Raw genomic sequence first — 20,684 nt, 5'->3', positions numbered from 1 at the left:
CCATGATCTCTCTCGCCCAATATCTGCCTGAGCTGGACGCCGACAGCGAAATGCCCGCCCGCCGCATGACGCAGGCGCGCGAGGAGACCAGCTTCGAGCCCCTCGTGCTGGTTGCGGCCAACCAGCCGGCGCCCGCCGCCAAGCCGCGCCTTTCGCCGATCCCCGAAATGGAGGTCGAGGACGAGGAAACCGGCGCCGATCTCGACTTTGCATCGCAATTTGCCCATGGCACCGCGGGCGAAGCCCCTGCAGCGGCCGGCATGCTGCCGCATTTCGCCGACCTCGATGATGCCACCAGGGATGACGCAGCGGGCGGACTGGCCGATCTCGGCGATTTCGCAGCGCCGGACTTCGGTTCGGATGCGGCGATGACGGGGGGCGATGAGGACGACGCTTTCCAGCCGGCCGACGTTGTCGACCCGCTGGAGGCAGCGCGCGAGGCGGGCATCCAGCAAGGCCGCGCGGAAGCGGAGGCGGAAGCGGCGGCGGCGCTGGCCGCAGCGAGCGAAGCGGCGGAAGCCGCCAAGGCAGCTGCCATCGAGGCGGCACGCGGCGAATGGGCCGGCGAGGAGGGCGAGCAGATCGGTTCGCTCCTGTCCGAGCGGCTCGACCGGATCGAGACCATCGTGCGGGCATCGCTGTCTAGCGTCCTGAAGCCGATCGCGCTGGGTGCGCGTCGTCGCCAGACCGTGCTGGAACTTGCCGACGCGGTCGGCATGCTGATCGGCGACGGCGAGGCCCTGAGCATCCGCGTCAGCGGTCCGGCCGACCTGCTCGAGGCTCTCGAAGAAGCGCTGGGCAAGCGCAAGAGCTTCATCATTTGTGAACCCGACCCCGACATGGTCGAGGTCAGAATTGAATGCGACCAGACCGTCGTCGAGACGCGGCTGAAGGGATGGCGCACGGCACTGGAAGAGGCGCTCGCGTGACCGATCAGTCCGGGGCGGGTCATCTGGACCGTCAGGAAATCATAATCGTGCGCCGCCGCGGCGGCCACGGCGAGGAAGCTCATCACGGCGGCGTCTGGAAGATTGCCTTCGCCGACTTCATGACGGCCATGATGGCTTTCTTCCTCGTGATGTGGCTGACCCAGGCATCCGACATGGCGACGCGCAAGCAGGTCGCGCAATACTTCAATCCCATACGCCTGAACGACGCCTCGCCGGCGACGCGTGGCGTGGAGCAGTCCGACGACGGCGCCTCGCGCGAAGAGAACGAAAACGGCATCAGCAAGGCCGATACCAACGGCGACCCCCATGGCAAGCCGCTGGCCGGAGATCAGGAGGGCGGCGAAGAAGAAGCCCTGTTCCGCGACCCTTATGCCGTGCTGGCGGAGATCGCCGCCGAGGGCGCGTCCGAGACGACGGGCGAATTGCAGGGCAAGCCGGACGGAACGGGCCTGCCGGGCCTGAACGGCGGCGACGCCTATCGCGATCCGTTCGATCCGTCATCCTGGCAGCTCGCGCCGAACGCCACCGAGAGCGAGATCGAGCTCGACCAGGCCCCGCCGAGCGAATTCAAGACCGCCGTGTTGCCGAGCAATGCCATGTCGGACGAGCCGGTCCCGGTCGACGCGGAGACGCAGGCCGAAGCCATCGCCGCTGCCGGCGCCGAGACCGATGCCGCAGCCGACGAAGCCGATGAATCCGACACCGAGACTGCCGGCGAAGCCGAACAGGACCCGGCGACCGCCGAGGCTTCGGCGGAAGCCGACAAGGCTGCCGTGCTGAAGGCCGAGTTGGCCGCCGAGTTCGAGAAGGAAGGCACGGCACTGCCGGCCAATTTCGAGGTCGTTCCAGGCAAGGGGGGCATTACCATCTCCATCGCCGACGACATGACCTCCGGCATGTTCCAGGTGGGCTCGGCCCGCCCGACCGCGCAGGTCGTGGCGATGATGGAGCGCATCGCGGCAGTGCTGGCCAGGCAACCCGGTGACGTCAGCATCCGCGGCCATACGGACTCCCGTCCGTTCCGCAGCGGCCAGTACGACAATTGGCGCCTATCCACCGCCCGCGCCCAGATGGCCTATTACATGCTGACGCGGGGCGGCCTGGAAGAAAACCGGGTCAAGGCGATCGAGGGTGTGGCCGACCGCGCGCCGAAGATTGCCGAGGATCCGGAAGCGGCGGCGAACCGCCGGATCGAGATCCTGCTGACCACGCCGGCGACATGATGGACCGCATCTTGCCCAACCGACGCCGGATGCATTCCGGCCTGACCGCCTGCGCCCTGGTGCTGTCGACTGTCATGTCGAACGCAGTGGCCGCCGAAGGCGACGGTGCGACCACGCCGGCCAGCGTCGCCGACAGGGTGCGCAAGGCCGCCGAAGATGCGATCCGTTCCGAAGCCGGCACCGACGGTGGTGCGGAAGCGGGCACTCCCGTGGTCGCGCCTGAAACCGGTGAGGACGAAGCCGGCGGCGAACATGCTGCGGTCGAGACTCATGCCGCCGACGGAACCGAGCTTTGGCCGCGCGAACGCGCCCCGATGCCCTACGAGATCGTCCGTTCGCTGCAGTTCCTGCAGGACCAGGTAGCCCGCGGCAATGGCGCGGCGATCCGCGTGCAGGCGCAGCTTCTGCGCCGCTACGGCCCGACCTTCCTGGCGCAGCCGTCCGAGGTGTGGACCGACCCGCGCAATCTGCGCGCCGCCGCCCTGTTCGTCCTCAGCGGTGGGCCCCCCTCGGTACTGCGCGGCATCCTGGCGAGCGCCACCATCGAAGGCGAGGATCGCGCGCTCCTCGACGGCGCGCTCGCCTATGTCGAAAACCGCTCTGACGATGCAAGACGGATGCTCGAGCCGATCGACGTGGCGGAAATTGATACCGCGCTCGCGGCGCAGTTGAACCTGGCCATGGCCCAGTTGCTCCAGACGGACGCGCCGTCCGAGGCGTTGCACCGGCTCGAGCAGGTCATGCTCGCGGCACCCGGCACGCTTCTGGAGGAGGCGGCCCTGCGGATGGGCGTCCTCCTCGCCGAGAACACCGGCGCCCATGCCGCCGCCGATCGGTATGCGCGCCAGTATTTCGACCGCTTTTCCGAATCCGCCTATGCCGGCAATTTCCGTGCCCGTTTTTCCGCCGTCTATGCGGCGCGGCCGCCGGAGATGAAGGACGATACTGTCGCCACGATCAGCGATGCCACGGCACATATTCCCGCCGATCAACGCCTGGCGATCTTCCTGGCCGTTGCCCGGAGGGCGCTCGTCGGCGGCAACCTGCAGCTGGCCGCGACCATGGCGAGCGAGGCGCTGGATTTCGGCACGGCCGATCCAGCCGACAGCCAGCGCGCGCTCCTCTACCAGACGGCCGCGACACTCACGACACGCGATTCGGTGCAGGCGCGCGTCGCGCTCGAGGCCATCGACGTCGCCACCCTGCATCCCGCCGATCGCAAGCTGCATGAGGCGGCTTTCGAAGTCCTGAGCGAGATGCGCAAGCCCTTGATGGCCGCCAATGTCGAACTCGCGGACCGTTACGGTCCGCAGCCACCCGTTGAGCAATCTGCCGTCCTGACCCGGGGAGCCGCGCTCCTCGACGCCGTCCGCGGCGACCTTAAGAGAGCCACGCCGTGACCGCATCCGTCAGCAACCACGTCGAAACAAGCGCACCGGCGACCCGCACGGCGGCGGGCCGCAACTCTCAGGCGCCTGTCGACGCCAAGGACAGCTTCGAAACCTTCGTCAAGGGTGCCGAGCAGGCTCCCAAGGCGGCACGTGCCGAGGGCCGGAACCGCGAGGCCGACGAGACGGAGAGCGCAGCCTCGGACGATGCGACAGCGGACGCGAAGGCTGGCGACGAAGCCGGCGCCACCGCGTCCGATGCTGCGGCTGCGTCCCAGCGGACGCGCGACAACACGCTGGCAGCGATCCTCGCCGACATGGACCGGCTGCTGCGGTCGGGAACGGCAAACGCCGCGGCCCTGGCCGATACCGCTGAAGGCGAGGCGACTTCTGCCGCCGATGCGACGCTGGCAAGGATTGTCACGGCCAAGGACGAGAAGGCTGCGACGAATCCGTTCGCGCAGATGGCCGCGAGCGACGGCGACGAGACGGTGTCCAAGCTCGTGGCAATGGCGGGCGAAACCCTTGGCGCCGGCAAGGCCTCTTCCGGGGAGCAGCCGGCGCGTGCACGGGTGGATCTGGTCTCGCAACGGACCGATTTCGAGCCGGCCGACAACACTGCCGGGGCATCGGCCGTCGTTGCGGGCAAGCCGGGTGGAGCCGCCACCACGAACATTCGCCAAATGCTGGCCTCGGCCGAGTTGCGCGGCAGCGATGGTGCTTCAATGACCGACGGCGAGATGCCAGGCGAGCCCGACATGCTGGACGTTCTTGCCGGGCGCGAGGCCGGCGATCCGCGCCGTGCCCGTGGCGAGACACTCGGCGAGCGCGCTGACAGGGAGAGGGGCAGGGACGGCGTTGCCGGAAAGACCTCCGCGTCCATCGGCGTGACCGCCCAGTCGGTCGAGAGCCCGATGGCCGGACAGACTGCCGCAGCGCACGGCGTCGGCCGGCAGGTCGCCGACGCCGTGACCACGTCGCTGGCGGGGGCGGCGCTGCCGACCGGCGATACGGGGGAGGCCGCCCGGCTGCAGATGCGCGCCGGTGGCGCGGCCCTCAAGACCATCCAGATTCAGCTTCAGCCGGAACAGCTCGGAAAGCTCGACGTGACCATGCGTCTGATCGACGGGCAACTGGCGATTCACATCGTCGCCAGCGAAGCCGAGACGGCCCTGCGCCTGAAGGACGATGCCGAAGGGCTGAAGACACTGTTGAGCAAGGCCGGATTTACGGTCGACGAGGCGGCGATCAGCATCGGCATGCGCGATGCCACAGCGCTACGCGGCAATGCATCGGGCCTGCCGGCACAGGGCCAGGCTGACGGCCAGTCGGCAGGTGGCCAGGCCGGCAACGGGGCTGCTCGGGACGGAGCCGCCGGATCCGGCGGAAACGGCTCGGCATCCCAGAGGGATGCACGGTCCGATCAGGCGGTGGCCGCACCCACCGGTGAGGAGAGCAGCGCACGTCGCCGCGATCTCGACCCGTCGATCTATCTCTGACACGACCCGACAAGCATCCCACGAGACGATCCGGACACCACCGGCGCGCCATCACGGCCAAATTGTGGCCGAGATCGGGCCGTTAAGGTTTCGTTAACGAAAAAAATTCGTGAGTCGGATTCGTGACTTAGTCGGAAAATCACGCGCATGGTTAACGGATCACTAAATTTCAGGATAGGCGCAAGTTCGGGGTCAGTTTAACTCTCTGTTCACAGACAAACGGCGGACCGGGGGTGACGGAAATGATCGTTGTAGTAGACAATCGGGAACTCGTGACGGATGGCTACGAGTCCATGTTTGGTCGCGAAGGAGTGTCTGCGGCGGGCTTTCGCGCAGACGAATTCCGTGACTGGGTCGAGACCGCGTCGGAGTCGGATCTGTCGGCCGTCGAAGCGTTCCTGCTCGGTGATTTCGATGATCGCACGATCTGTCCGCGACTGATCCGCTCCCGCTCCAAGGCGCCGATGATCGCGCTGTCGGAAGGTCGCAACCTAGACGGCACGCTCGACCTGTTCGCCGCCGGCGTCGACGACGTCGTCGCCAAGCCGGTCCATGTCAAGGAAATCCTCGCCCGGGTCGGCGCCATCCGACGCCGCAACGAGACCGAGGAAGCCCGCACCGTCGTCGGCGAGATCTCCGTCTACCAGGATGGCCGCGACGCCGAAGTCGCCGGCAAGCCGATGGCGCTGCCGCGCCGCGAGCGCCGCATCCTGGAATATCTGGTCGCCAATCGTGGCCGCCGCGTTTCCAAGCAGCAGCTGTTCAGCGCGATCTACGGCATCTTCGACGAAAACGTCGAGGAGAACGTCATCGAGAGCCACATCTCCAAGCTGCGCAAGAAGCTGAAGATGCGCCTCGGCTACGACCCGGTCTCCTCCAAGCGCTATCTCGGCTACGGCATCGGCGTCGACTGACAAAAACTGGTTAACAAGCCGTTAAGAATAGTAGCCTCGTCGTTGGTTCGGCGAGGCTTTTTCTTTTGCTATTATACTGTCAGGGAGCGAATTTGACAGTTCGGCGCAAGCTTCACTCCGTATTCCGAGAGAAAGAAATCTACGCCACGGAGTACCAGGCAATGAGCATCAACGGTGTCTTCCGGACCAGCGTGTCCGGTATGAATGCGCAGGCCAACAGGCTGTCCACCGTGTCGGAGAATATCGCCAACTCCAGCACCAACGGCTACAAGCGCAGCTCGACCGAGTTCGCTTCGCTCGTCCTTGCCCAGGGTGGCGGCGAGTACAATCCGGGCTCGGTGAAGACCCAGGTCCGCCAGTCGATCAGCCAGCAGGGCAGCATCGCCGCGACCTCCTCGGGCTCCGACCTCGCCATTCAGGGAGATGGCTTCTTCGTGGTGCAGGACACGGCGGGACGTGAATTCTTCACCCGCGCCGGCTCCTTCGTGCAGCGGACCGAAACCGTCGGCGGCAGGGAGACAACCTTCCTGGTCAACACGGCGGGCTACCGCCTGACCGGCTCGCCCATCGGCGGCGGCGCCGCGGGGCCCATTGAACTCCCGGTCGGCGCGATCGTCGCCCCGAAGGCCACCGACGCAGGATCCTTTTCCATCCAGTTCCCGGAATCAGCCGCCATCTTAGACACGAAGAAGTCGTCCATGGTTGTCTATGACAGGATCGGCAAGGCGATCGAAGTCCCGGTCGAGATGGAGAAGACCGCCGCCAATACCTGGACCATCAGCGTCGGTGGCGGGGTTCCGACGACCATCGCCTTCGACCCGAATACTGGTCGGCCGACCGCGCCTCCTGCCAACATGACCTACACTCCTGTCAATGGCGAGGCCATCGACATCGAGTTCGAATCGCTGACCGAGTATGCCACCGACTTTTCGGCCAAGCTGGTCGCCAACGGCAATCCTCCGGGCAGCTTCACCGGCTTCGCCTTCGCCGATGACGGCTCGCTGAGCGGCGTGATGAACACCGGTCAGTTGATCCCGCTATACGAGATCAACCTCGCGCGCTTCGCCAGCCCGGACCAGCTCCAGGCTTCTGCAGGCAATGTCTACAGCGGCACGGCAACCTCGGGCGTCGCCACGATGGGCGGACCGGGCACCAACGGCTTCGGTTCGCTGGTCTCCAGCGGCCTGGAACAGTCGAATGTCGACATGGCCTCCGAACTCACCACCATGATCGAATCCCAGCGCAGCTACAGCGCCAATTCGAAAGTCTTCCAGACGGGCGCCGAGATTCTCGACGTGCTCGTGAACCTGAAGCGATAGGCACAGAACCGCTCCCTGCCGCGCACCGGATAAGTCCTCACCATGTCTCTTCTGTCAGCCTTCTCGAATGCAACGGCATCGCTTTCCAGCGTGGCCAGCCAGTCGGCGCTGGTTTCGCGAAATATCGCGAATGCGGACAATCCCTACGCCACGCGCAAATTTGCCGGGCTCACGGTCGCCCAGACGGGCGGCGTCCGGATCATGTCGATCGCGCAGTCCGGCGACCAGGCGCTGTTCCGCTCTCTCATCACGACCAATTCCGCCCTCGGTTCGGCCGAAGCCAACGCCAAGGCGCTCAATCGCATCCGCGAGGTCATCGGCGACGTCGACGCCCCGACCTCTCCGGCCGCGAGCCTGTCGGCCCTGAAGGCGGCGTTGTCGCAATACTCGGTGTCACCGGAGAACGGTCAGACGGCGGAAGCCGCCGTGAACGCCGCCCGTGACATGGCCGTCAGCCTCAACCGTGCGACCGACGCAGTCCAGTCTGCCCGCAAGGATGCCGACGACCAGCTCAACCTGGCTGCCAAGGACATGAACCGGCTGCTCGGCGAATTCGCGACCCTGAACGCCAAGATCATGGCGGGCAGTTCCACCGGCGGGGACGTCACCGACGCCGTCGACCGGCGCGACCAGATTGTTCGCACCCTTTCGGGCTATGTCGGCCTGAACGTGCAGGTCCGGTCCGGCAACGACATGGCGCTCTATACGGACTCCGGCATCACGCTGTTCGACAAGACGGCGCGGGCAGTCGAGTTCACGCCGCAGCCGGCCTACGACGCCACCGTTGCGGGCTACGCTTTCAAGATCGACGGTGTCGTCGTCGGCGGGCCATCCTCGCCGATGCCGATCAAGGGTGGCAGCGTTTACGGCCTCCTGACGCTGCGCGACGAGACGGCCACGACCTTCCAGGGTCAGCTCGACGGGATCGCCTATGCGCTTGTCGACGCCTTCGCGGAAACCGACCAGCGTCTACCGGCCGATCCGGGCTACATGGCGGGGCGTTTTGCCGGGCTGTTCACGGCCGACGGCACGAACGCCATTCAGCTGACGATGAACGATGCCAAGGGGCTGGCCGGAACCATCCGGATCGCGGCGGCGGTCGATCCCACCAAGCCCGGCGGCGAGCCGGCACTGCTCAGGGATGGCGGCATCTCCTTTGCAGGCACCGCCGACGAGGCGAATTTTCGCTACAACACCAGCGGCGCAAGTGGTTTCACCGGGCGGTTGAATGATCTGATCGCCGGCTTCGCAACCTCTCGCAGCTTCGATCCATCCTTCGGCGCCGGCAGCTCGGCGACCCTGACGGAATACACGGCTTCGTCGATCGGTTGGTTCGAGGGCCGCCGGGCCACAGCGAACGACGCGTCCTCGTACCAGACGGTGCTGCTGTCGCGCACGCAGGAGACCCTGTCCGACGCCACCGGCGTCAACATTGACGACGAGATGACACGGCTCCTCGACCTGGAGCGCTCCTACCAGGCCTCCAGCAAGCTGATTTCCACCGTCGGTCAGATGATCGATTCCCTCCTCGCGATTGCCTGAGTGGATCAACGATGAGCAATTTTCTCGTATCCAGCTTCTCGCTGTCCTCGGCGCCCCGTTCCGCGGTCTTCCACATCCAGGATGAGTTGCGCACGGCCCAGAAGGAGGTGACGACCGGCCGGTTTGCCGATGTCGGCCTCGTCCTCGGATCACGCACCAACCAGACCGTCTCGCTGAGGGTCGAGCGCGAAAGCGCCATTCGGATGCAGGAAGCCAATACCCTGATCGGGCAGCGCTTCAACACGATGCAGACCGCCCTGGAATCGATCGCCAAGACCGGCGAGAACCTCCTGGCGTCGCTGATCTCCAACGGCCCCACCGATGCCGGCATTTCGGCCAGCACCCAGCAGGCCAAGGCCGGCCTGCAGCAGTTCATGGGCGCGATCAACGCCTCCTCCGGCTCGCGTTTCCTGTTCTCGGGTGCTGCGACAGACCAGCCGGCACTCGCCTTCGAGAAGGTCGGTGGCGGCGGTGTCGCCGACAGCTACGAAGACAACTCGACCGCCAGAAAGGCCGTGGCGGATGCGCTGGCCTTCGCAGCGCCGGTAACTGACCTCGATGCGTTTCTCGACGGCCCGTTCAACGACCTCTTCGAGGTGCCCGATCCCAGCGACGGCACCGGCTGGGACATGTGGTCGAAGGCGAACGCCGCGCCGGTCTACAATCGCATCAGCGACAGCGAGACCCTCGACGTCTCCTATCCGGCCACGAACGATGCCTTCCGCAACATCGTCAAGGCCTACGTCATGGTCAGCGATCTCGGCTTGCAGGACATGGGCGAGGACCAACGTCAGCTTCTCGCAAGCCGGGCAGTGGAAACTCTGAGCCTGGGCCTGTCGCAGCTCACCGAGATCCGAGCGGATATCGGCAGCAAGCAGTCCCGGCTGGAAATCACGAACGAGGCTCTGGGCGCGCGCAAGAACGTCCTGACGATGTCGATCTCCTCCTTCGAGGACGTCGACGCCTACGAGGCTTCGACGCGGGTTACGACGCTGACCAACCTTCTCGAGGCATCCTACGCGCTGACCGCCCGCATCTCGCGGCTCAGCATCATGAACTACCTGTAGCTGCAACGGGCGCCGAACCCGACTCTCTTCGGCAATTGAGCGATCAGCCGGCCGGTGGGCCCTGTCGGCCGATCACATGCAAACGACAGATCGCAAGGGTTGGTCCGGACGCCGGTGCGTCGGCCTGACGATCACAAGGGGATGGAATGTATCAGTTCTCATACGCGGAAGTGGCGCAGGACATCGAGGTCGATGCCCGTGAGCGCGAGCGGCAGGCGCTCGATCACTCGATCGAGCAGCTCAAGAAGGCCGATGCCGATGGGCCACGCTCGCGTGCGGCGATCGAAGCGATCTACACGACTCGCAGCCTGTGGGCGCTCGTGATCGAGGACCTCGCCAGTGCCGACAACGGCCTGCCCGAGGCGCTGCGGGCCGAATTGATCTCGATCGGCCTGTGGATCATGCGCGAGGCGGAAGCGATCCGTCTGGGCAAGTCGGACAATTTCAAGGGCATCATCGAGATCACGACCCTCATCCGGGAAGGCTTGAAATAATCATGGCGAGTTTGCGCATCACCCTGCGGGCTGGCGAACGGATCTTCGTCAACGGGGCCGTCCTGAAGGTCGACCGCAAGACCACGCTGGAATTTCTCAACGACGTGACCTTCCTGCTCGAAAGCCACGTGATGCAGGCCGAGGACGCGACCACCCCCCTGCGCCAGCTCTACTTCATCGTGCAGATGATGTTGATCGAGCCGAGCAGCGCTGACGCAGCGCGGGGTCTCTTTGGCACCACCCATACCGCAATGATCGGCACCTATCGCAATCGCGACATCATCGGGGGACTCCTCGATGTGAAGGAACTGGTCGGCCGCGACCGCATCTTCGAGGCGCTGAAGTGTCTGCGGACGCTGATCCCGATCGAGGACGGCGTCATCCAGGGACAGGTCGACGCGCGGGCGCCGGTCGTCTCCCATACACCCGAATTGCGGCTTGCCGCCGGAGGAATGCGATGAGCGTGACTGGAGTCGGCGCGACGAGCGCCACTGCTTCGACCCAGACGGGCCTCAGTGTCGCGGCCCAGCAGAACGGGATGGACTACGACGCCTTCCTGAAGCTCCTGGTCGCCGAGATGTCCAACCAGGATCCGCTCAATCCGACGGATTCCACCGAATATGTCGCGCAGTTCGCGTCCTTCTCCAGCGTCGAGCAAGCCATCCAGACCAATAAGAAGCTGGATTCCATGATGACGGTTTCCGCACTGACCCAGGCGAACTCGCTGATCGGTCAGACGGCGACCTCGGCGGACGGCTCGCTGTCCGGCAAGGTTGCTGCGGTGCGGGTCGTCGATGGCGCCGTCGAAGCCATTCTGGAGAGCGGCTACAGCCTGCCGCTGATCTCCGGCACCACCGTGGGGTAGAAGACATGAACGAAGCCGACGCACTCGATATCGTCCAGTCCGCGGTCTGGACGATCGTAGCGGCCTGCGGGCCGGCCGTCGGCGCCGCCATGTTCGTTGGTGTCCTGATCGCACTGTTCCAGGCACTCACCCAGATCCAGGAGGTCACGCTGACCTTTGTTCCGAAGATCCTGGCGATCTTCGTTGTGATCGCCCTGACCGCCTCCTTCACCGGCGCGCAGGTCTACGCCTTCACCCAGGAATCCTATTCGCGCATCGAGGACGGCTTCCGCTGAACGCTCTGGCGTCATGCATCACCGTTTCCTGTTCACGCGATCGGGTCAAAGCCTGTAGGCTGCCTGACGTGACAGGACCGACGTCCGGCCGACCGGCCGCGGCGTTCCGGGCGGGGTGAGGGCATGCAGGTGGCGGTGAAGCGAGACTGGAACCGGGCTTCGAGACACGTGTCTGCGCTGGTCTGGCGGCGCGTCTGTCGTGGGTTCGTTCTCTGCTGCTTCGCCGCGCTGCTGCAACTCGGCGCCCCGGCGACGGGGCCGGCCGCCGCCTTCGAGACCTCCGCGCCAACCGCCATCCTGGTCGATCACGGCACCGGCCGTGTCCTGTACGAGAAGTCCGCCGACGAGGAGATCGCGCCGGCGAGCCTCGCCAAGCTGATGACCATCATCGTCCTGTTCGAAGATCTGAAGCAGGGCAGGGTGCAGCGCGACGACCGTTTTACGGTCTCCGAATATGCCTGGCGCACCGGCGGAGCGTCATCCGGCGGCTCGACGATGTTCCTGCCGTTGAATTCCGACGTGAGCGTCGATGATCTCATCCGCGGCATCATCGTCCAGTCCGGCAACGACGCGACCATCGTGGTCGCCGAAGGCCTGTCCGGCTCCGTCGAAGCGTTCGCGAAGCGCATGAACGAGGAGGCCGAGACGATCGGTCTCACCCATTCCCATTTCACCAATCCCCACGGCCTGCCGGACCCCGAGCAGCATGTGAGCGTGCGCGACCTTGCGCGCCTGGCGGCCCATCTGATCCGCGAATTTCCCGAGGACTATCCGATATTCGCCGAGGAGAGCTTCGCCTATAACGGCATCAACCAGCGCAACCGCAATCCGTTGCTCGCCCTCGGTGCCGACGGCCTGAAGACCGGCCACACCTCAGACGCCGGTTACGGGTTGGTCGCGTCGGCGCAGCGGGACGGCCGGCGCATCGTGCTTGCCATGAGCGGCATGGACTCGGCCGCCGAACGGGCGAGCGAGGCTCGGCGGCTGATGAATTTCGGGCTGCAGGATTTCGAGGAAGTCGTCCTGGTGACGGCGGGCGAAACCCTTGGGACCGCGGCAGTGCGCGGCGGTGTCGTCGACAGGGTGGACATGGCCGCCGCAGAGGATCTGCGCATGCTGGTGCCGCGCGGCAGCCTGTCCGATGTCGAGCGCGAGGTGGTCGAGAACGGCCCCTTCGTTGCCCCGGTGAGCGAAGGGCAGCGGCTCGGCTGGGTCCGGTTCGCGCGCGGCGACGAGACCCTGCGCCAGGTGCCTCTGCTGTCCGAGACCGCGGTCGAGGAGGCGGGCCTGTTCCAGCGCATCGCCGAGACGCTGGCCAGGAATCTCGGCTGGGGCGGTGCACAAACACCTTGACGCGGCGCACCCAAAGCCCGATATGGAGCCTGCACGCCGTGATAGCGCAGCGCCTGCTTGTTTCCCGACCTTTACCGGAATTCTTTGCCAGCGCCATCGGACCGGCCCGCAGCTTCTGAGTTCGCGGGATCCCACGATCCGACACGGCCCGCCGACCCGTCCGCCAGCGCGAAGACGATCGGCATTCCAGCGGACCGTCAGTGTCCGCGTTCCGCAAGGCATATCTTGACCCATACCGATTTTCAGGCGTTCGGCCTCGCCGATACGCTTCTCGCCGCGCTTGCGCGTCTCGACATCACCCAGCCCACGCCGATCCAGGCCCAGGCGATCCCGGCCGTCATGCAGGGCCGCGACGTTCTCGGCATCGCCCAGACCGGAACCGGCAAGACCGCGGCCTTCTCGCTGCCCGTCATCGACGCACTGATTGCCAAGGGCGGCCGTCCGGCCTCGAAGACCCCCAAGGTTCTCGTCCTGACCCCGACCCGCGAGCTCGCCTCGCAGATCGCGGACAACGTCAAGTCCTACACCGCCGGCACCAAGCTGACCCATCACGTGATCTTCGGCGGTGTCTCGATCCGTCCGCAGATCGAGGCGCTGCGCCGCGGCGTCGACATCGTCATCGCGACGCCGGGACGCCTGCTCGACCTGCTCAACCAGCGTGCCCTGACCCTGTCCGAGGTCCACCACGTCGTGCTCGACGAGGCCGACCGGATGCTCGACATGGGCTTCGTCAAGGACGTCATGCGCATCGTCAAGCTGCTGCCGGCCGACCGCCAGTCGCTGCTGTTCTCGGCCACCATGCCGCGCGTGATGGAAGACCTGGCCGCCAAGATCTTGACCAATCCGGTCCGGGTCGAAGTGACGCCGGAAGTCGTCACCGTCGAGAAGATCAACCAGAGCGTCTTCCTGGTGCCCCAGAAGGCCAAGAAGCTGTGGCTGATCGAGAGCCTGGCCAAGCCCGAATTCGAGAAGACGGTGATCTTCACGCGCACCAAGCACGGTGCCAACAAGCTCGCCGCCGATCTGGAGAAGGCCGGCATCGACGCCCGCGCCATCCACGGCAACAAGAGCCAGGGCGCCCGCCAGAAGGCGCTCGGCGAGTTCCAGAGCGGCAAGGTCGGCGTGCTGGTCGCCACCGACATTGTCGCCCGTGGCATCCATGTCGACGACATCTCCCATGTTGTGAACTTCGACCTGCCGGAAGAGCCGGAAAGCTATGTCCACCGCATCGGCCGTACGGCCCGCGCCGGCAAGTCCGGCATCGCGGTCGCGCTGGTCGATCCGTCCGAGCGCTCCAAGCTGCGCCAGATCGAGCGGCTCACCGGCCTGACCTTCGAGTTGCAGCAGACCGACTATTCGGCGCATGTCGACCTGAATGCACCGGAAGAGAAGCGGCCGCCGCGCGGCGCGCCGAAGCGCTTCGGCAACAAGCCACAGGGCGCAGGACGTCGCGGTGGCGGGCAGGCCCCGGGCGGCCAACGCTCGGGCGAGGGCCGCGGCCAGCGCACTGAGGGTGGCAAGCCGGGCGGTCGTAGCAACAGCCGTCCCCGGCGCAGCGGCACATCGAGCCGTACCGGGACCTACGCCTGACGGCGCCGGCCCGAGCCCGTAGGGGCGAAAGGCAGGCAAGTTTGCAGAACTGAAGAAGGGGTGGCCTCGCGGCTGCCCCTTCTTGCGTTTCGGCATGCGTTTGCGATCAGCGGGGATGTCGCCAGCGACCATCGTCGCGGGTCACCGTTGTCTGACAATGGCAGGGTAGCCATATGGTCAGGAACGAGACGAGGAGCTTTTCATGGCCGAAACGATCAAGGTCGACATTCCGCACAAGCTGACGCGCCAGACGGCACGCCAACGCATCGACGAGGGCTTCGACCGGCTGCGCCAGGACATGCTTGGGGGCATGGTCAAGTTCGAGGATATCTGGACCGGCGACCATCTCGACTTCCATGCCCGGGTGATGGGCCAGCGCGTCACCGGACGCCTCGACGTCCTCGACGAGTCGGTGCATCTGGAAATCGACCTGCCGACCTTCCTGGCCGCCATCGCCGAGAAGCTGAAGGGTCGCCTGCGCAAGGAAGGCCAGGTTCTGCTGGAGAAGAAGTAGGGGGTCAGCGCGAGGCCGGCTGACGAAACCCTATTTCGGGACGCCGGTCAGCGTGGCGTTTTCGGTCTTCACCGTGCCGCCGTTGCTGCCGGATTCAATGGCGAGGATCTTGCCGAGACCCGGGACCTGCGAGCCCACGCGCACGCGCCAGAGTTCGTCGGGCGATGCGAGATGGGCCTCGGACTGGAACACCATGATGATCTGGAAGTCCTCGGGCGTCAGCGGCTTGGTGCGCACGACGGCCGACACCGGCATCGCCGGGACGCCGGTCCCGCCTTCCTTGTCGGTCGATCCGGTCTCGATCGGGTCGATCTCGTCGCTGCGCATGGCCGACAGCAGCAGGCGGTCGAAATAGCCCGGATCCAGCGACGAGATGGCGTTGACGGCGCCGAAGAAGAGGATCGAGAGGACGAACAGCGTGCCGCCGAGCAAGCCGATCCGGTCGGAACTGGTTTCGGCAGCGGCCTTGTTGCGGCCGGCGTCGGAGAATGCAGGACCTGACGCGGACAAGACGACCTCGATGAACGCTGGACTGACTGGGCCAGACGCCGGAACTGGTCCGGAGCTGGATTTCCCATCCACCATCGCATCGAACGGTTAATGCTTTCTGCGTGCACCGCAGGCCGGCCAAAGAGCGGAGGCGGCCTTCAGGATTTGTTCGGCATCCGCGCGTTATGTTGGCGCATGGCCGGGTCCTCGATCACCAGCAGTCATGACAGCCGGATGGCATCGCGCCGCCGTACGCGCCTGCGTCCGGTCAAGCTGGTCACTGTCGCGGGGCGCTTCATCGAGGACGGCACCGCCATCGACGTGTCGGAGAGCGGATGCCGCATCCGTCGGTTTAATGCGGACCGGGTTCCTGCGCGGCTGGCGGTCTATGACGAGGCGGACAATGCGTTCCGCCTGGCTCTCGTGGTCTGGTCGCGAGGCCCGGAAATCGGGGTACGCTTTGCCGGCCCCCCACGGCCGGGCACACGGGCCGACATGCACCGCCTGACGGGCCGCTTCTATGCGGTCACCGACTGAACGCCCGACCTAGCCTCCGGCCCGGCCGTTGCGGATCTCTTCCTTGGCGATGAAGTCGAACTGGTCGACCAGGATCTCCTTGACGATTTCCTTGCTGTAGCGGGCATTGACCGCGTCGCGGATTCCGTCGGTGAGCGAAGTCATGTCGAACCGGGTCGGCTCGTCGAAGTCGAAGCCGTCGGTCGAATAGAGCCGGCGGAACGCCTCGTCGAGAATGAACGGGTCCGGCGGGACCTTGAGCTCGCTCACCGTCTTGCCATCGATCGTGTAGACGAAGCGCGCCAGGATATAGCCCCGGATCGCCGAATCCTTGATCATCGGAATCGTGATGTTCTCGGTCTTGCGATAGTCGAGCCCGGCAAAATAATCCGGCTCCGCCACCTCCGTGGGTGCGGAGTTGATCGACGCCATGACGTAGCTCGATCCGAGCGTCACGGCGCAGACCCACAAGCCGACCGCCAGAAGCTTGATCACCGCGCGGCTGCCGGGCGGCCCAGCTGGGCGCTATAGGTGCCGTCCGAATCCGCGTCGGCGAGCGAGCGGGAGATCATCTCCGACACCTGGTGGCTGGCCGTGACGTGCAGCTCCAGCGTCCGCCGGTTCTCTTCCAGAAGGCCGGCCAGCCGCTTCAGGCGATCGCCGAATGCCGGTTCGTCGTCCTTCTCGCGCGGGGGCATGCGGCGGCTGAGCCGGGAGAATTCCAGAAGGCTCTGGTTTTTGCGGGCCGCGATCTCTCCGAGATCGATCGGTGCGCCGCTGGCGAGCGCGCCGGTTTCGGCGGTCAGGACCGCCTCGAGGCGGTCGACGGCTTTGCTGAAGGCGATGTCCACGGTCTGCAACTCCTATTCTGAAACGTTGTCACGGATGGCGCCGGCACGGGCCAGATCGGCCTGCCGGAGCATGCGGTCGAGGCCGCCCGCCGCCGTGAGGGTCCCTTCGCCGGAGGCGGGCGCCGGCTTCTCGCGGCTGCGGATCGAGTCGGCGATGCCGATGCCGCCGTTCTTGGCCAGCTCGTTGCCGATCTCTTCGGCCATCATCGAGCGCCAGACTTCGCCGGCGGTGCCTTCACCGAAATAACTCGAGGCTTCGCTCGGCAGCATCGATTCCACGAAGCTGCGCAGGACGAACCCCTCGAACTGTTCGAGGGGCGAGGCGACCCGTGATCTGTGGGCGACGAGCGGAACGATCGGCGCTGAGGGCGTGCTGCCGCCATCAGGCTTCGTCGTCTTCGCCGCGTCGAGCGCCGCCACGAAGCTCTCGACGTCGGTGCCTGAGCTCTTGCGGGCAGGCGCAGTCCTGGCGGTCGCCGGCTGCGTGGCGGGCAGGATGGCCTGGAGACTGGCGGGATTGGTCATCGGCGGATACGCAGCTTGGGCACGGGAAGGTTCGACGCGTTTCTAGCGTCGCGGGCTTATTCGAAGCTGGGGTGTCGGCGCGCGAGATGACCCTCGACGCTGGCGTCCAGGCTGCGTGCCTCCTCGTCGGCGTCCCGCGCGCGGCGAGCATCGTCGCGCACCTTTGCGACGCCCTTTTCCGCGCGGCGCGTCGACGTGATGCGCTGCGCCGTGGCGCTCTGGTCCTTGAGATTGGCGCTGCGCTTGACCTCGTTGCGGCGCAGGTTGCGAACCTTCGCCTCGATGAAGAGGCCGTGCAGCTGCGACTCCGTGCCCAGGCTGTCGAGAAGCGCCACGTCGTCCTTGTCGATGTCGTCGCGCTCCTGGCGCAGATTCGACAGTCGCCATTCCTCCAGGAGCCGCTTCTGGCCCTGCACCTTGAGGATGCGGTCGAGCCGGCGCACGCGCGATCTCTCGTCGCTCATCCCACCAGCACCCAGCGCTCGAAATCCTGCATGAACAGCACCAGGAAGTCGCCGATCGTGTAGCCGAGCAGGACCAGTCCGCCGGCGAGCACGAAGGGCAGGGAGATGAAGTAGATCGGGATGGTCGGCGTCAGCTTGTTGGCGAGGCCGATCGCGAAATTGACGACGATGCCGTAGATCACGAACGGGGCCGTGATCCGCAGGCACAGCAGGAAAGCCTCGTCGAGATTGTCGGTGATGTTGACCAGGCTGCCGCGGATCGAGAAGCCGGCGGACGCCGGCATGGCGGAGTAGGACGCGACCAGCGCACGGGCGATCTCGCCATGCAGATTGAGGACGAAGATCAGCGTTGTGGCGGTCAGCGTGATCAGCGAAGCGACCGCGGGCATCGGGTCGGTCTCGTCGATGTTCACGCCCATCTGCATGCCCATGCCGATGGAGTTGGCGATGACATGGCCGCCGAACTGCAGCGCGATCATGAAGCTGCGGCCGAGGAGGCCGATGAACAGGCCGTTGAGGATCTCGGTGATCATCAGCGCCAGCTTGCCGTTGTCGTCGGCCGCTGCCACCAGCGGCTGCAGCGTCGGCAGGAGCGCCGGTGACAGCGCGATCGAGATGGCGAGCGACAGGAAGAGCCGCACCTGCATCGGCACGCGCGAGGACGAGAACCCCGGCATCAGGAGGAGGCAGGAGCCGAAGCGGCAGAAGATCAGGAACAGCGAGAAGACGAGTTCCGACAGTTCTACCGTCATGAGATCGATCCGAGCGCCCGGATGTCGACGCCGCGTGCGATTTCCAGATGCGACAGCACCGGCAGGGTGACGAAGATGCGCTCGATCATCATGCGCACATACGGGCGGGCGTCGGGCGCCGCGACCAGCACGAACATCTCGCCCTGGTCCATCTTCTCGCGAATGACCTTGGTGGCCTCGGTGGCGAATTGCTCGACCAGCCGCGGATCGATGTCGAACTCGACGACCTCGCCCTTGGCGTCGCGCTTGAGCGCCTGGTGGAAGGCGAGATCCCACTGGTTGCCGAGACGCAGGACGCCGAGCTGGCCGTTGTGCAGGAGATCGCCGCAGATCTGCTGCGCCATGCGCATGCGCACATGCTCGACGATCTGCTCGGAACGGCGCACATGCGGCGCGATCTCGGCGATGGCTTCCAGGATCAGGTTGAGATTGCGGACCGAGACGCGTTCGGCGAGCAGCAGCTTGAGGACGGCCTGCAGGCCCGAATACGACATGTTCGCCGGGATGATCTCGTCGATCAGGCGCTTGTACTCCGGCTCCAGGCGATCGAGCAGGGTGCGCATGTCCTTGTAGGACAGGAGCTGTGCCAGGTTGTTGCGGATCGTCTCGGACAGGTGGGTGAGGACGATCGACAGCGTGTCGATCGGCTCGAAGCCCTGGCGCCGCACTTCCGTGGCAAAGGTCTCGGAGACCCAGGCCGCACGCATGCCGAAGGCCGGCTCCTTGGTCAGATCGTGCGGCACGTCCGGCGCGCCGGCATCGCCGAGAACGACCATCGATTCGCCCAGCCGCAACTGCTGCGTGGCGACCGTCGTGCCGTGGATCTTGATGGCGTAGGATTTCGGATCCAGCGCCAGATCGTCCGACAGCTTGATCTCGGGCACCACGAAGCCATAGCGCGCGGCGAAGCGGCGGCGCATCTTCTGCACCCGGTGGGCCATCTCGTCGCGCTGCAACAGGAGATGCGCCGAGGTCTGCTTGCCGAAGACCAGCTCGATCTCGACGATCTTGAGCGATTCCTTCACCGAGTTGCGCTCGGCGTTCTGGGCGGCCTGGGTCTCCTCGGCCCGGCTGGCCTCGGCCTGGCGGAACTCCTCGTTGCGGCGCTTGGGCACCAGGTAGGCGATGGAGGCCATGATCACGGCAAGCAGCATGAAGGGAATGAAGGGCAGGCCCGGCAGCAGGGCGAGCAGCGCCATCAGGCCGGCGGCGACCGCAAGGGCGCGGGGGTAGAAGCCGAGCTGTCCCAGGACGGCCGTCTGGGCCGCGCCGCGGGTGCCGCCCTTGGAGACCAGCAGGCCGGCCGCCAGCGAGACGATCAGGGCCGGGATCTGCGAGACGAGGCCGTCGCCGACCGACAGCTTGGTGAAGACTTCGGCGGCGCCCGCAGCGTCCATGTCGTGGCGGGTAATGCCGATGATGATCCCGCCGAAGACGTTGACCGCGGTAATGATCAGGCCGGCGATGGCGTCGCCGCGCACGAACTTCGAGGCACCGTCCATCGAACCGAAGAAGGCGCTTTCCTCCTCCAGTTCCTTGCGCCGCGCATGGGCCTGCTTCTCGTCGATGAGGCCCGAGGACATGTCGGCATCGATGGCCATCTGCTTGCCGGGGATGGCGTCGAGGGTGAAGCGGGCGCCGACTTCCGCGATACGCGTGGCGCCCTTGGTGATCACCATGAAGTTGACGACGATCAGGATCACGAAGACCACGATGCCGATGAAGAAGTCGCCGCCCATCACGAATTGCGAGAAGCCGCCGATGACGTGACCGGCGGCGTTCACGCCCTCGTGGCCTTCCGACAGGATGACCCGGGTTGTGGCGATGTTCAGCGACAGCCGCAGCATGGTTGCCAGCAGGAGAACGGTCGGAAAGGCCGAGAAGTCCAGCGGCTTCTGGATCCACAGGGCGACCATCAGGATCAGCACCGACAATGCGATCGAGAGCGCCAGGCCCATGTCGATCAGGAAGGCCGGGATCGGGACGAACAGAACGGTCAGGACGAAGACGACGGCAACGGCGAAGCCGATGTCGCGGCCACCCTTGGATTCGACTGATGCGATGGGTCTTAGCGTGTCGACGGCCATGCGGGGC

General features: G+C 65.8%; 23 protein-coding genes. 16 read left to right on the top strand and 7 right to left on the bottom strand.

All coding sequences use genetic code 11. From position 1 onward, the window contains the following. Nucleotides 1-2: 2 nt before the first annotated feature. The 15 genes from VQ042_RS05635 to VQ042_RS05565 all read left to right on the top strand — a co-directional run bounded on the left by VQ042_RS05635 (nucleotide 3) and on the right by VQ042_RS05565 (nucleotide 14,993). Complete coding sequence (locus VQ042_RS05635; protein WP_331816455.1) at nucleotides 3-929, top strand: hypothetical protein; 927 nt, start codon at nucleotides 3-5, stop codon at nucleotides 927-929. Beyond that, complete coding sequence (locus VQ042_RS05630) at nucleotides 926-2,173, top strand: MotB family protein (RefSeq protein WP_331816453.1); 1,248 nt, start codon at nucleotides 926-928, stop codon at nucleotides 2,171-2,173. Before VQ042_RS05635 ends, VQ042_RS05630 begins: the two co-directional genes overlap by 4 nt. Then, nucleotides 2,170-3,573, top strand: coding sequence for a hypothetical protein (locus VQ042_RS05625; protein WP_331816451.1), 1,404 nt, complete (start codon nucleotides 2,170-2,172; stop codon nucleotides 3,571-3,573). Before VQ042_RS05630 ends, VQ042_RS05625 begins: the two co-directional genes overlap by 4 nt. After that, nucleotides 3,570-5,060: a flagellar hook-length control protein FliK gene (fliK, locus tag VQ042_RS05620; RefSeq protein WP_331816449.1), complete on the top strand. Its 1,491-nt coding sequence runs from the start codon at nucleotides 3,570-3,572 to the stop codon at nucleotides 5,058-5,060. The genes VQ042_RS05625 and fliK overlap by 4 nt, the downstream gene beginning before the upstream one ends. Before the next feature lie 242 nt (nucleotides 5,061-5,302). Beyond that, on the top strand, nucleotides 5,303-5,974 hold the full coding sequence (locus tag VQ042_RS05615; protein WP_331816447.1) for a response regulator transcription factor: 672 nt from the start codon (nucleotides 5,303-5,305) through the stop codon (nucleotides 5,972-5,974). A gap of 161 nt (nucleotides 5,975-6,135) precedes the next feature. After that, nucleotides 6,136-7,293 (top strand): flagellar hook protein FlgE, encoded by a 1,158-nt coding sequence (locus tag VQ042_RS05610; RefSeq protein ID WP_331816445.1) that lies wholly within the window; start codon nucleotides 6,136-6,138, stop codon nucleotides 7,291-7,293. A 42-nt stretch (nucleotides 7,294-7,335) separates the two neighbouring features. After that, entirely contained in the window at nucleotides 7,336-8,835 is a 1,500-nt protein-coding gene (gene flgK, locus VQ042_RS05605) for a flagellar hook-associated protein FlgK (RefSeq protein WP_331816442.1), read from the top strand. Nucleotides 8,836-8,846: 11 nt separating this feature from the next. Then, a complete protein-coding gene (locus VQ042_RS05600) occupies nucleotides 8,847-9,902 on the top strand; it encodes a flagellar hook-associated family protein (RefSeq protein ID WP_331816440.1) in 1,056 nt (351 codons plus the stop codon). Between the two features lie 146 nt (nucleotides 9,903-10,048). Continuing rightward, on the top strand, nucleotides 10,049-10,396 hold the full coding sequence (flaF, locus tag VQ042_RS05595; protein WP_331816438.1) for a flagellar biosynthesis regulator FlaF: 348 nt from the start codon (nucleotides 10,049-10,051) through the stop codon (nucleotides 10,394-10,396). After that, on the top strand, nucleotides 10,396-10,857 hold the full coding sequence (gene flbT, locus VQ042_RS05590) for a flagellar biosynthesis repressor FlbT (RefSeq protein WP_442880043.1): 462 nt from the start codon (nucleotides 10,396-10,398) through the stop codon (nucleotides 10,855-10,857). Before flaF ends, flbT begins: the two co-directional genes overlap by 1 nt. Further along, nucleotides 10,854-11,261, top strand: coding sequence for a flagellar hook assembly protein FlgD (gene flgD, locus VQ042_RS05585; protein ID WP_331816436.1), 408 nt, complete (start codon nucleotides 10,854-10,856; stop codon nucleotides 11,259-11,261). The genes flbT and flgD overlap by 4 nt, the downstream gene beginning before the upstream one ends. Nucleotides 11,262-11,266: 5 nt before the next feature. Further along, nucleotides 11,267-11,536 (top strand): flagellar biosynthesis protein FliQ, encoded by a 270-nt coding sequence (fliQ, locus tag VQ042_RS05580; RefSeq protein WP_331816434.1) that lies wholly within the window; start codon nucleotides 11,267-11,269, stop codon nucleotides 11,534-11,536. 168 nt (nucleotides 11,537-11,704) lie between these two features. Next, complete coding sequence (locus VQ042_RS05575) at nucleotides 11,705-12,889, top strand: D-alanyl-D-alanine carboxypeptidase family protein (RefSeq protein WP_331816432.1); 1,185 nt, start codon at nucleotides 11,705-11,707, stop codon at nucleotides 12,887-12,889. Nucleotides 12,890-13,114: 225 nt separating this feature from the next. After that, nucleotides 13,115-14,479 (top strand): DEAD/DEAH box helicase, encoded by a 1,365-nt coding sequence (locus VQ042_RS05570; protein ID WP_331816430.1) that lies wholly within the window; start codon nucleotides 13,115-13,117, stop codon nucleotides 14,477-14,479. Between the two features lie 202 nt (nucleotides 14,480-14,681). Further along, a complete protein-coding gene (locus VQ042_RS05565; RefSeq protein WP_331816428.1) occupies nucleotides 14,682-14,993 on the top strand; it encodes a polyhydroxyalkanoic acid system family protein in 312 nt (103 codons plus the stop codon). Between the two features lie 30 nt (nucleotides 14,994-15,023). Here the strand turns inward: VQ042_RS05565 and VQ042_RS05560 are convergent, their stop codons facing one another. Then, on the bottom strand, nucleotides 15,024-15,503 hold the full coding sequence (locus tag VQ042_RS05560; protein ID WP_331816426.1) for a hypothetical protein: 480 nt from the start codon (nucleotides 15,501-15,503) through the stop codon (nucleotides 15,024-15,026). A 213-nt stretch (nucleotides 15,504-15,716) separates the two neighbouring features. On the opposite strand from VQ042_RS05560, the gene VQ042_RS05555 reads away from it, so the two are divergent. Continuing rightward, nucleotides 15,717-16,019: a hypothetical protein gene (locus VQ042_RS05555; RefSeq protein WP_331816424.1), complete on the top strand. Its 303-nt coding sequence runs from the start codon at nucleotides 15,717-15,719 to the stop codon at nucleotides 16,017-16,019. A gap of 9 nt (nucleotides 16,020-16,028) precedes the next feature. Here VQ042_RS05555 and VQ042_RS05550 read toward each other — a convergent pair whose 3' ends face one another. Genes VQ042_RS05550 through flhA form a run of 6 tightly spaced genes read right to left on the bottom strand, consistent with a single transcriptional unit; the run spans nucleotide 16,029 to nucleotide 20,677 of the window. Continuing rightward, nucleotides 16,029-16,493, bottom strand: coding sequence for a hypothetical protein (locus tag VQ042_RS05550; protein WP_331816422.1), 465 nt, complete (start codon nucleotides 16,491-16,493; stop codon nucleotides 16,029-16,031). Further along, nucleotides 16,490-16,849, bottom strand: coding sequence for a flagellar protein FlgN (locus VQ042_RS05545; protein ID WP_331816420.1), 360 nt, complete (start codon nucleotides 16,847-16,849; stop codon nucleotides 16,490-16,492). The genes VQ042_RS05550 and VQ042_RS05545 overlap by 4 nt, the downstream gene beginning before the upstream one ends. A 12-nt stretch (nucleotides 16,850-16,861) precedes the next feature. Beyond that, nucleotides 16,862-17,374, bottom strand: a complete 513-nt coding sequence (locus VQ042_RS05540; protein ID WP_331816418.1) for a rod-binding protein — start codon at nucleotides 17,372-17,374, stop codon at nucleotides 16,862-16,864. 56 nt (nucleotides 17,375-17,430) lie between these two features. After that, a complete protein-coding gene (locus VQ042_RS05535; RefSeq protein ID WP_331816416.1) occupies nucleotides 17,431-17,838 on the bottom strand; it encodes a hypothetical protein in 408 nt (135 codons plus the stop codon). Continuing rightward, nucleotides 17,835-18,590: a flagellar biosynthetic protein FliR gene (locus VQ042_RS05530; RefSeq protein ID WP_331816414.1), complete on the bottom strand. Its 756-nt coding sequence runs from the start codon at nucleotides 18,588-18,590 to the stop codon at nucleotides 17,835-17,837. Before VQ042_RS05530 ends, VQ042_RS05535 begins: the two co-directional genes overlap by 4 nt. Then, on the bottom strand, nucleotides 18,587-20,677 hold the full coding sequence (gene flhA / locus VQ042_RS05525; RefSeq protein WP_331816412.1) for a flagellar biosynthesis protein FlhA: 2,091 nt from the start codon (nucleotides 20,675-20,677) through the stop codon (nucleotides 18,587-18,589). Before flhA ends, VQ042_RS05530 begins: the two co-directional genes overlap by 4 nt. Nucleotides 20,678-20,684: the final 7 nt, after the last annotated feature.

The sequence above is a fragment of the Aurantimonas sp. A2-1-M11 genome (assembly GCF_036549475.1).
In the GTDB taxonomy this organism is placed as follows: domain Bacteria; phylum Pseudomonadota; class Alphaproteobacteria; order Rhizobiales; family Rhizobiaceae; genus Aurantimonas.
This window is presented reverse-complemented; position numbering and strand designations above follow the sequence as displayed.

Coding starts and splice junctions, on each gene's coding strand:
- VQ042_RS05615 (WP_331816447.1), top strand. CDS start 5,303: ATGATCGTTGTAGTAGACAATCGGGAACTCGTGACGGATGGCTACGAG.
- flgK (WP_331816442.1), top strand. CDS start 7,336: ATGTCTCTTCTGTCAGCCTTCTCGAATGCAACGGCATCGCTTTCCAGC.
- flhA (WP_331816412.1), bottom strand. CDS start 20,677: ATGGCCGTCGACACGCTAAGACCCATCGCATCAGTCGAATCCAAGGGT.
- VQ042_RS05600 (WP_331816440.1), top strand. CDS start 8,847: ATGAGCAATTTTCTCGTATCCAGCTTCTCGCTGTCCTCGGCGCCCCGT.
- flgD (WP_331816436.1), top strand. CDS start 10,854: ATGAGCGTGACTGGAGTCGGCGCGACGAGCGCCACTGCTTCGACCCAG.
- VQ042_RS05565 (WP_331816428.1), top strand. CDS start 14,682: ATGGCCGAAACGATCAAGGTCGACATTCCGCACAAGCTGACGCGCCAG.
- VQ042_RS05635 (WP_331816455.1), top strand. CDS start 3: ATGATCTCTCTCGCCCAATATCTGCCTGAGCTGGACGCCGACAGCGAA.
- VQ042_RS05535 (WP_331816416.1), bottom strand. CDS start 17,838: ATGAGCGACGAGAGATCGCGCGTGCGCCGGCTCGACCGCATCCTCAAG.
- VQ042_RS05625 (WP_331816451.1), top strand. CDS start 2,170: ATGATGGACCGCATCTTGCCCAACCGACGCCGGATGCATTCCGGCCTG.
- fliQ (WP_331816434.1), top strand. CDS start 11,267: ATGAACGAAGCCGACGCACTCGATATCGTCCAGTCCGCGGTCTGGACG.
- VQ042_RS05540 (WP_331816418.1), bottom strand. CDS start 17,374: ATGACCAATCCCGCCAGTCTCCAGGCCATCCTGCCCGCCACGCAGCCG.
- flaF (WP_331816438.1), top strand. CDS start 10,049: ATGTATCAGTTCTCATACGCGGAAGTGGCGCAGGACATCGAGGTCGAT.
- VQ042_RS05530 (WP_331816414.1), bottom strand. CDS start 18,590: ATGACGGTAGAACTGTCGGAACTCGTCTTCTCGCTGTTCCTGATCTTC.
- VQ042_RS05610 (WP_331816445.1), top strand. CDS start 6,136: ATGAGCATCAACGGTGTCTTCCGGACCAGCGTGTCCGGTATGAATGCG.
- VQ042_RS05555 (WP_331816424.1), top strand. CDS start 15,717: ATGGCATCGCGCCGCCGTACGCGCCTGCGTCCGGTCAAGCTGGTCACT.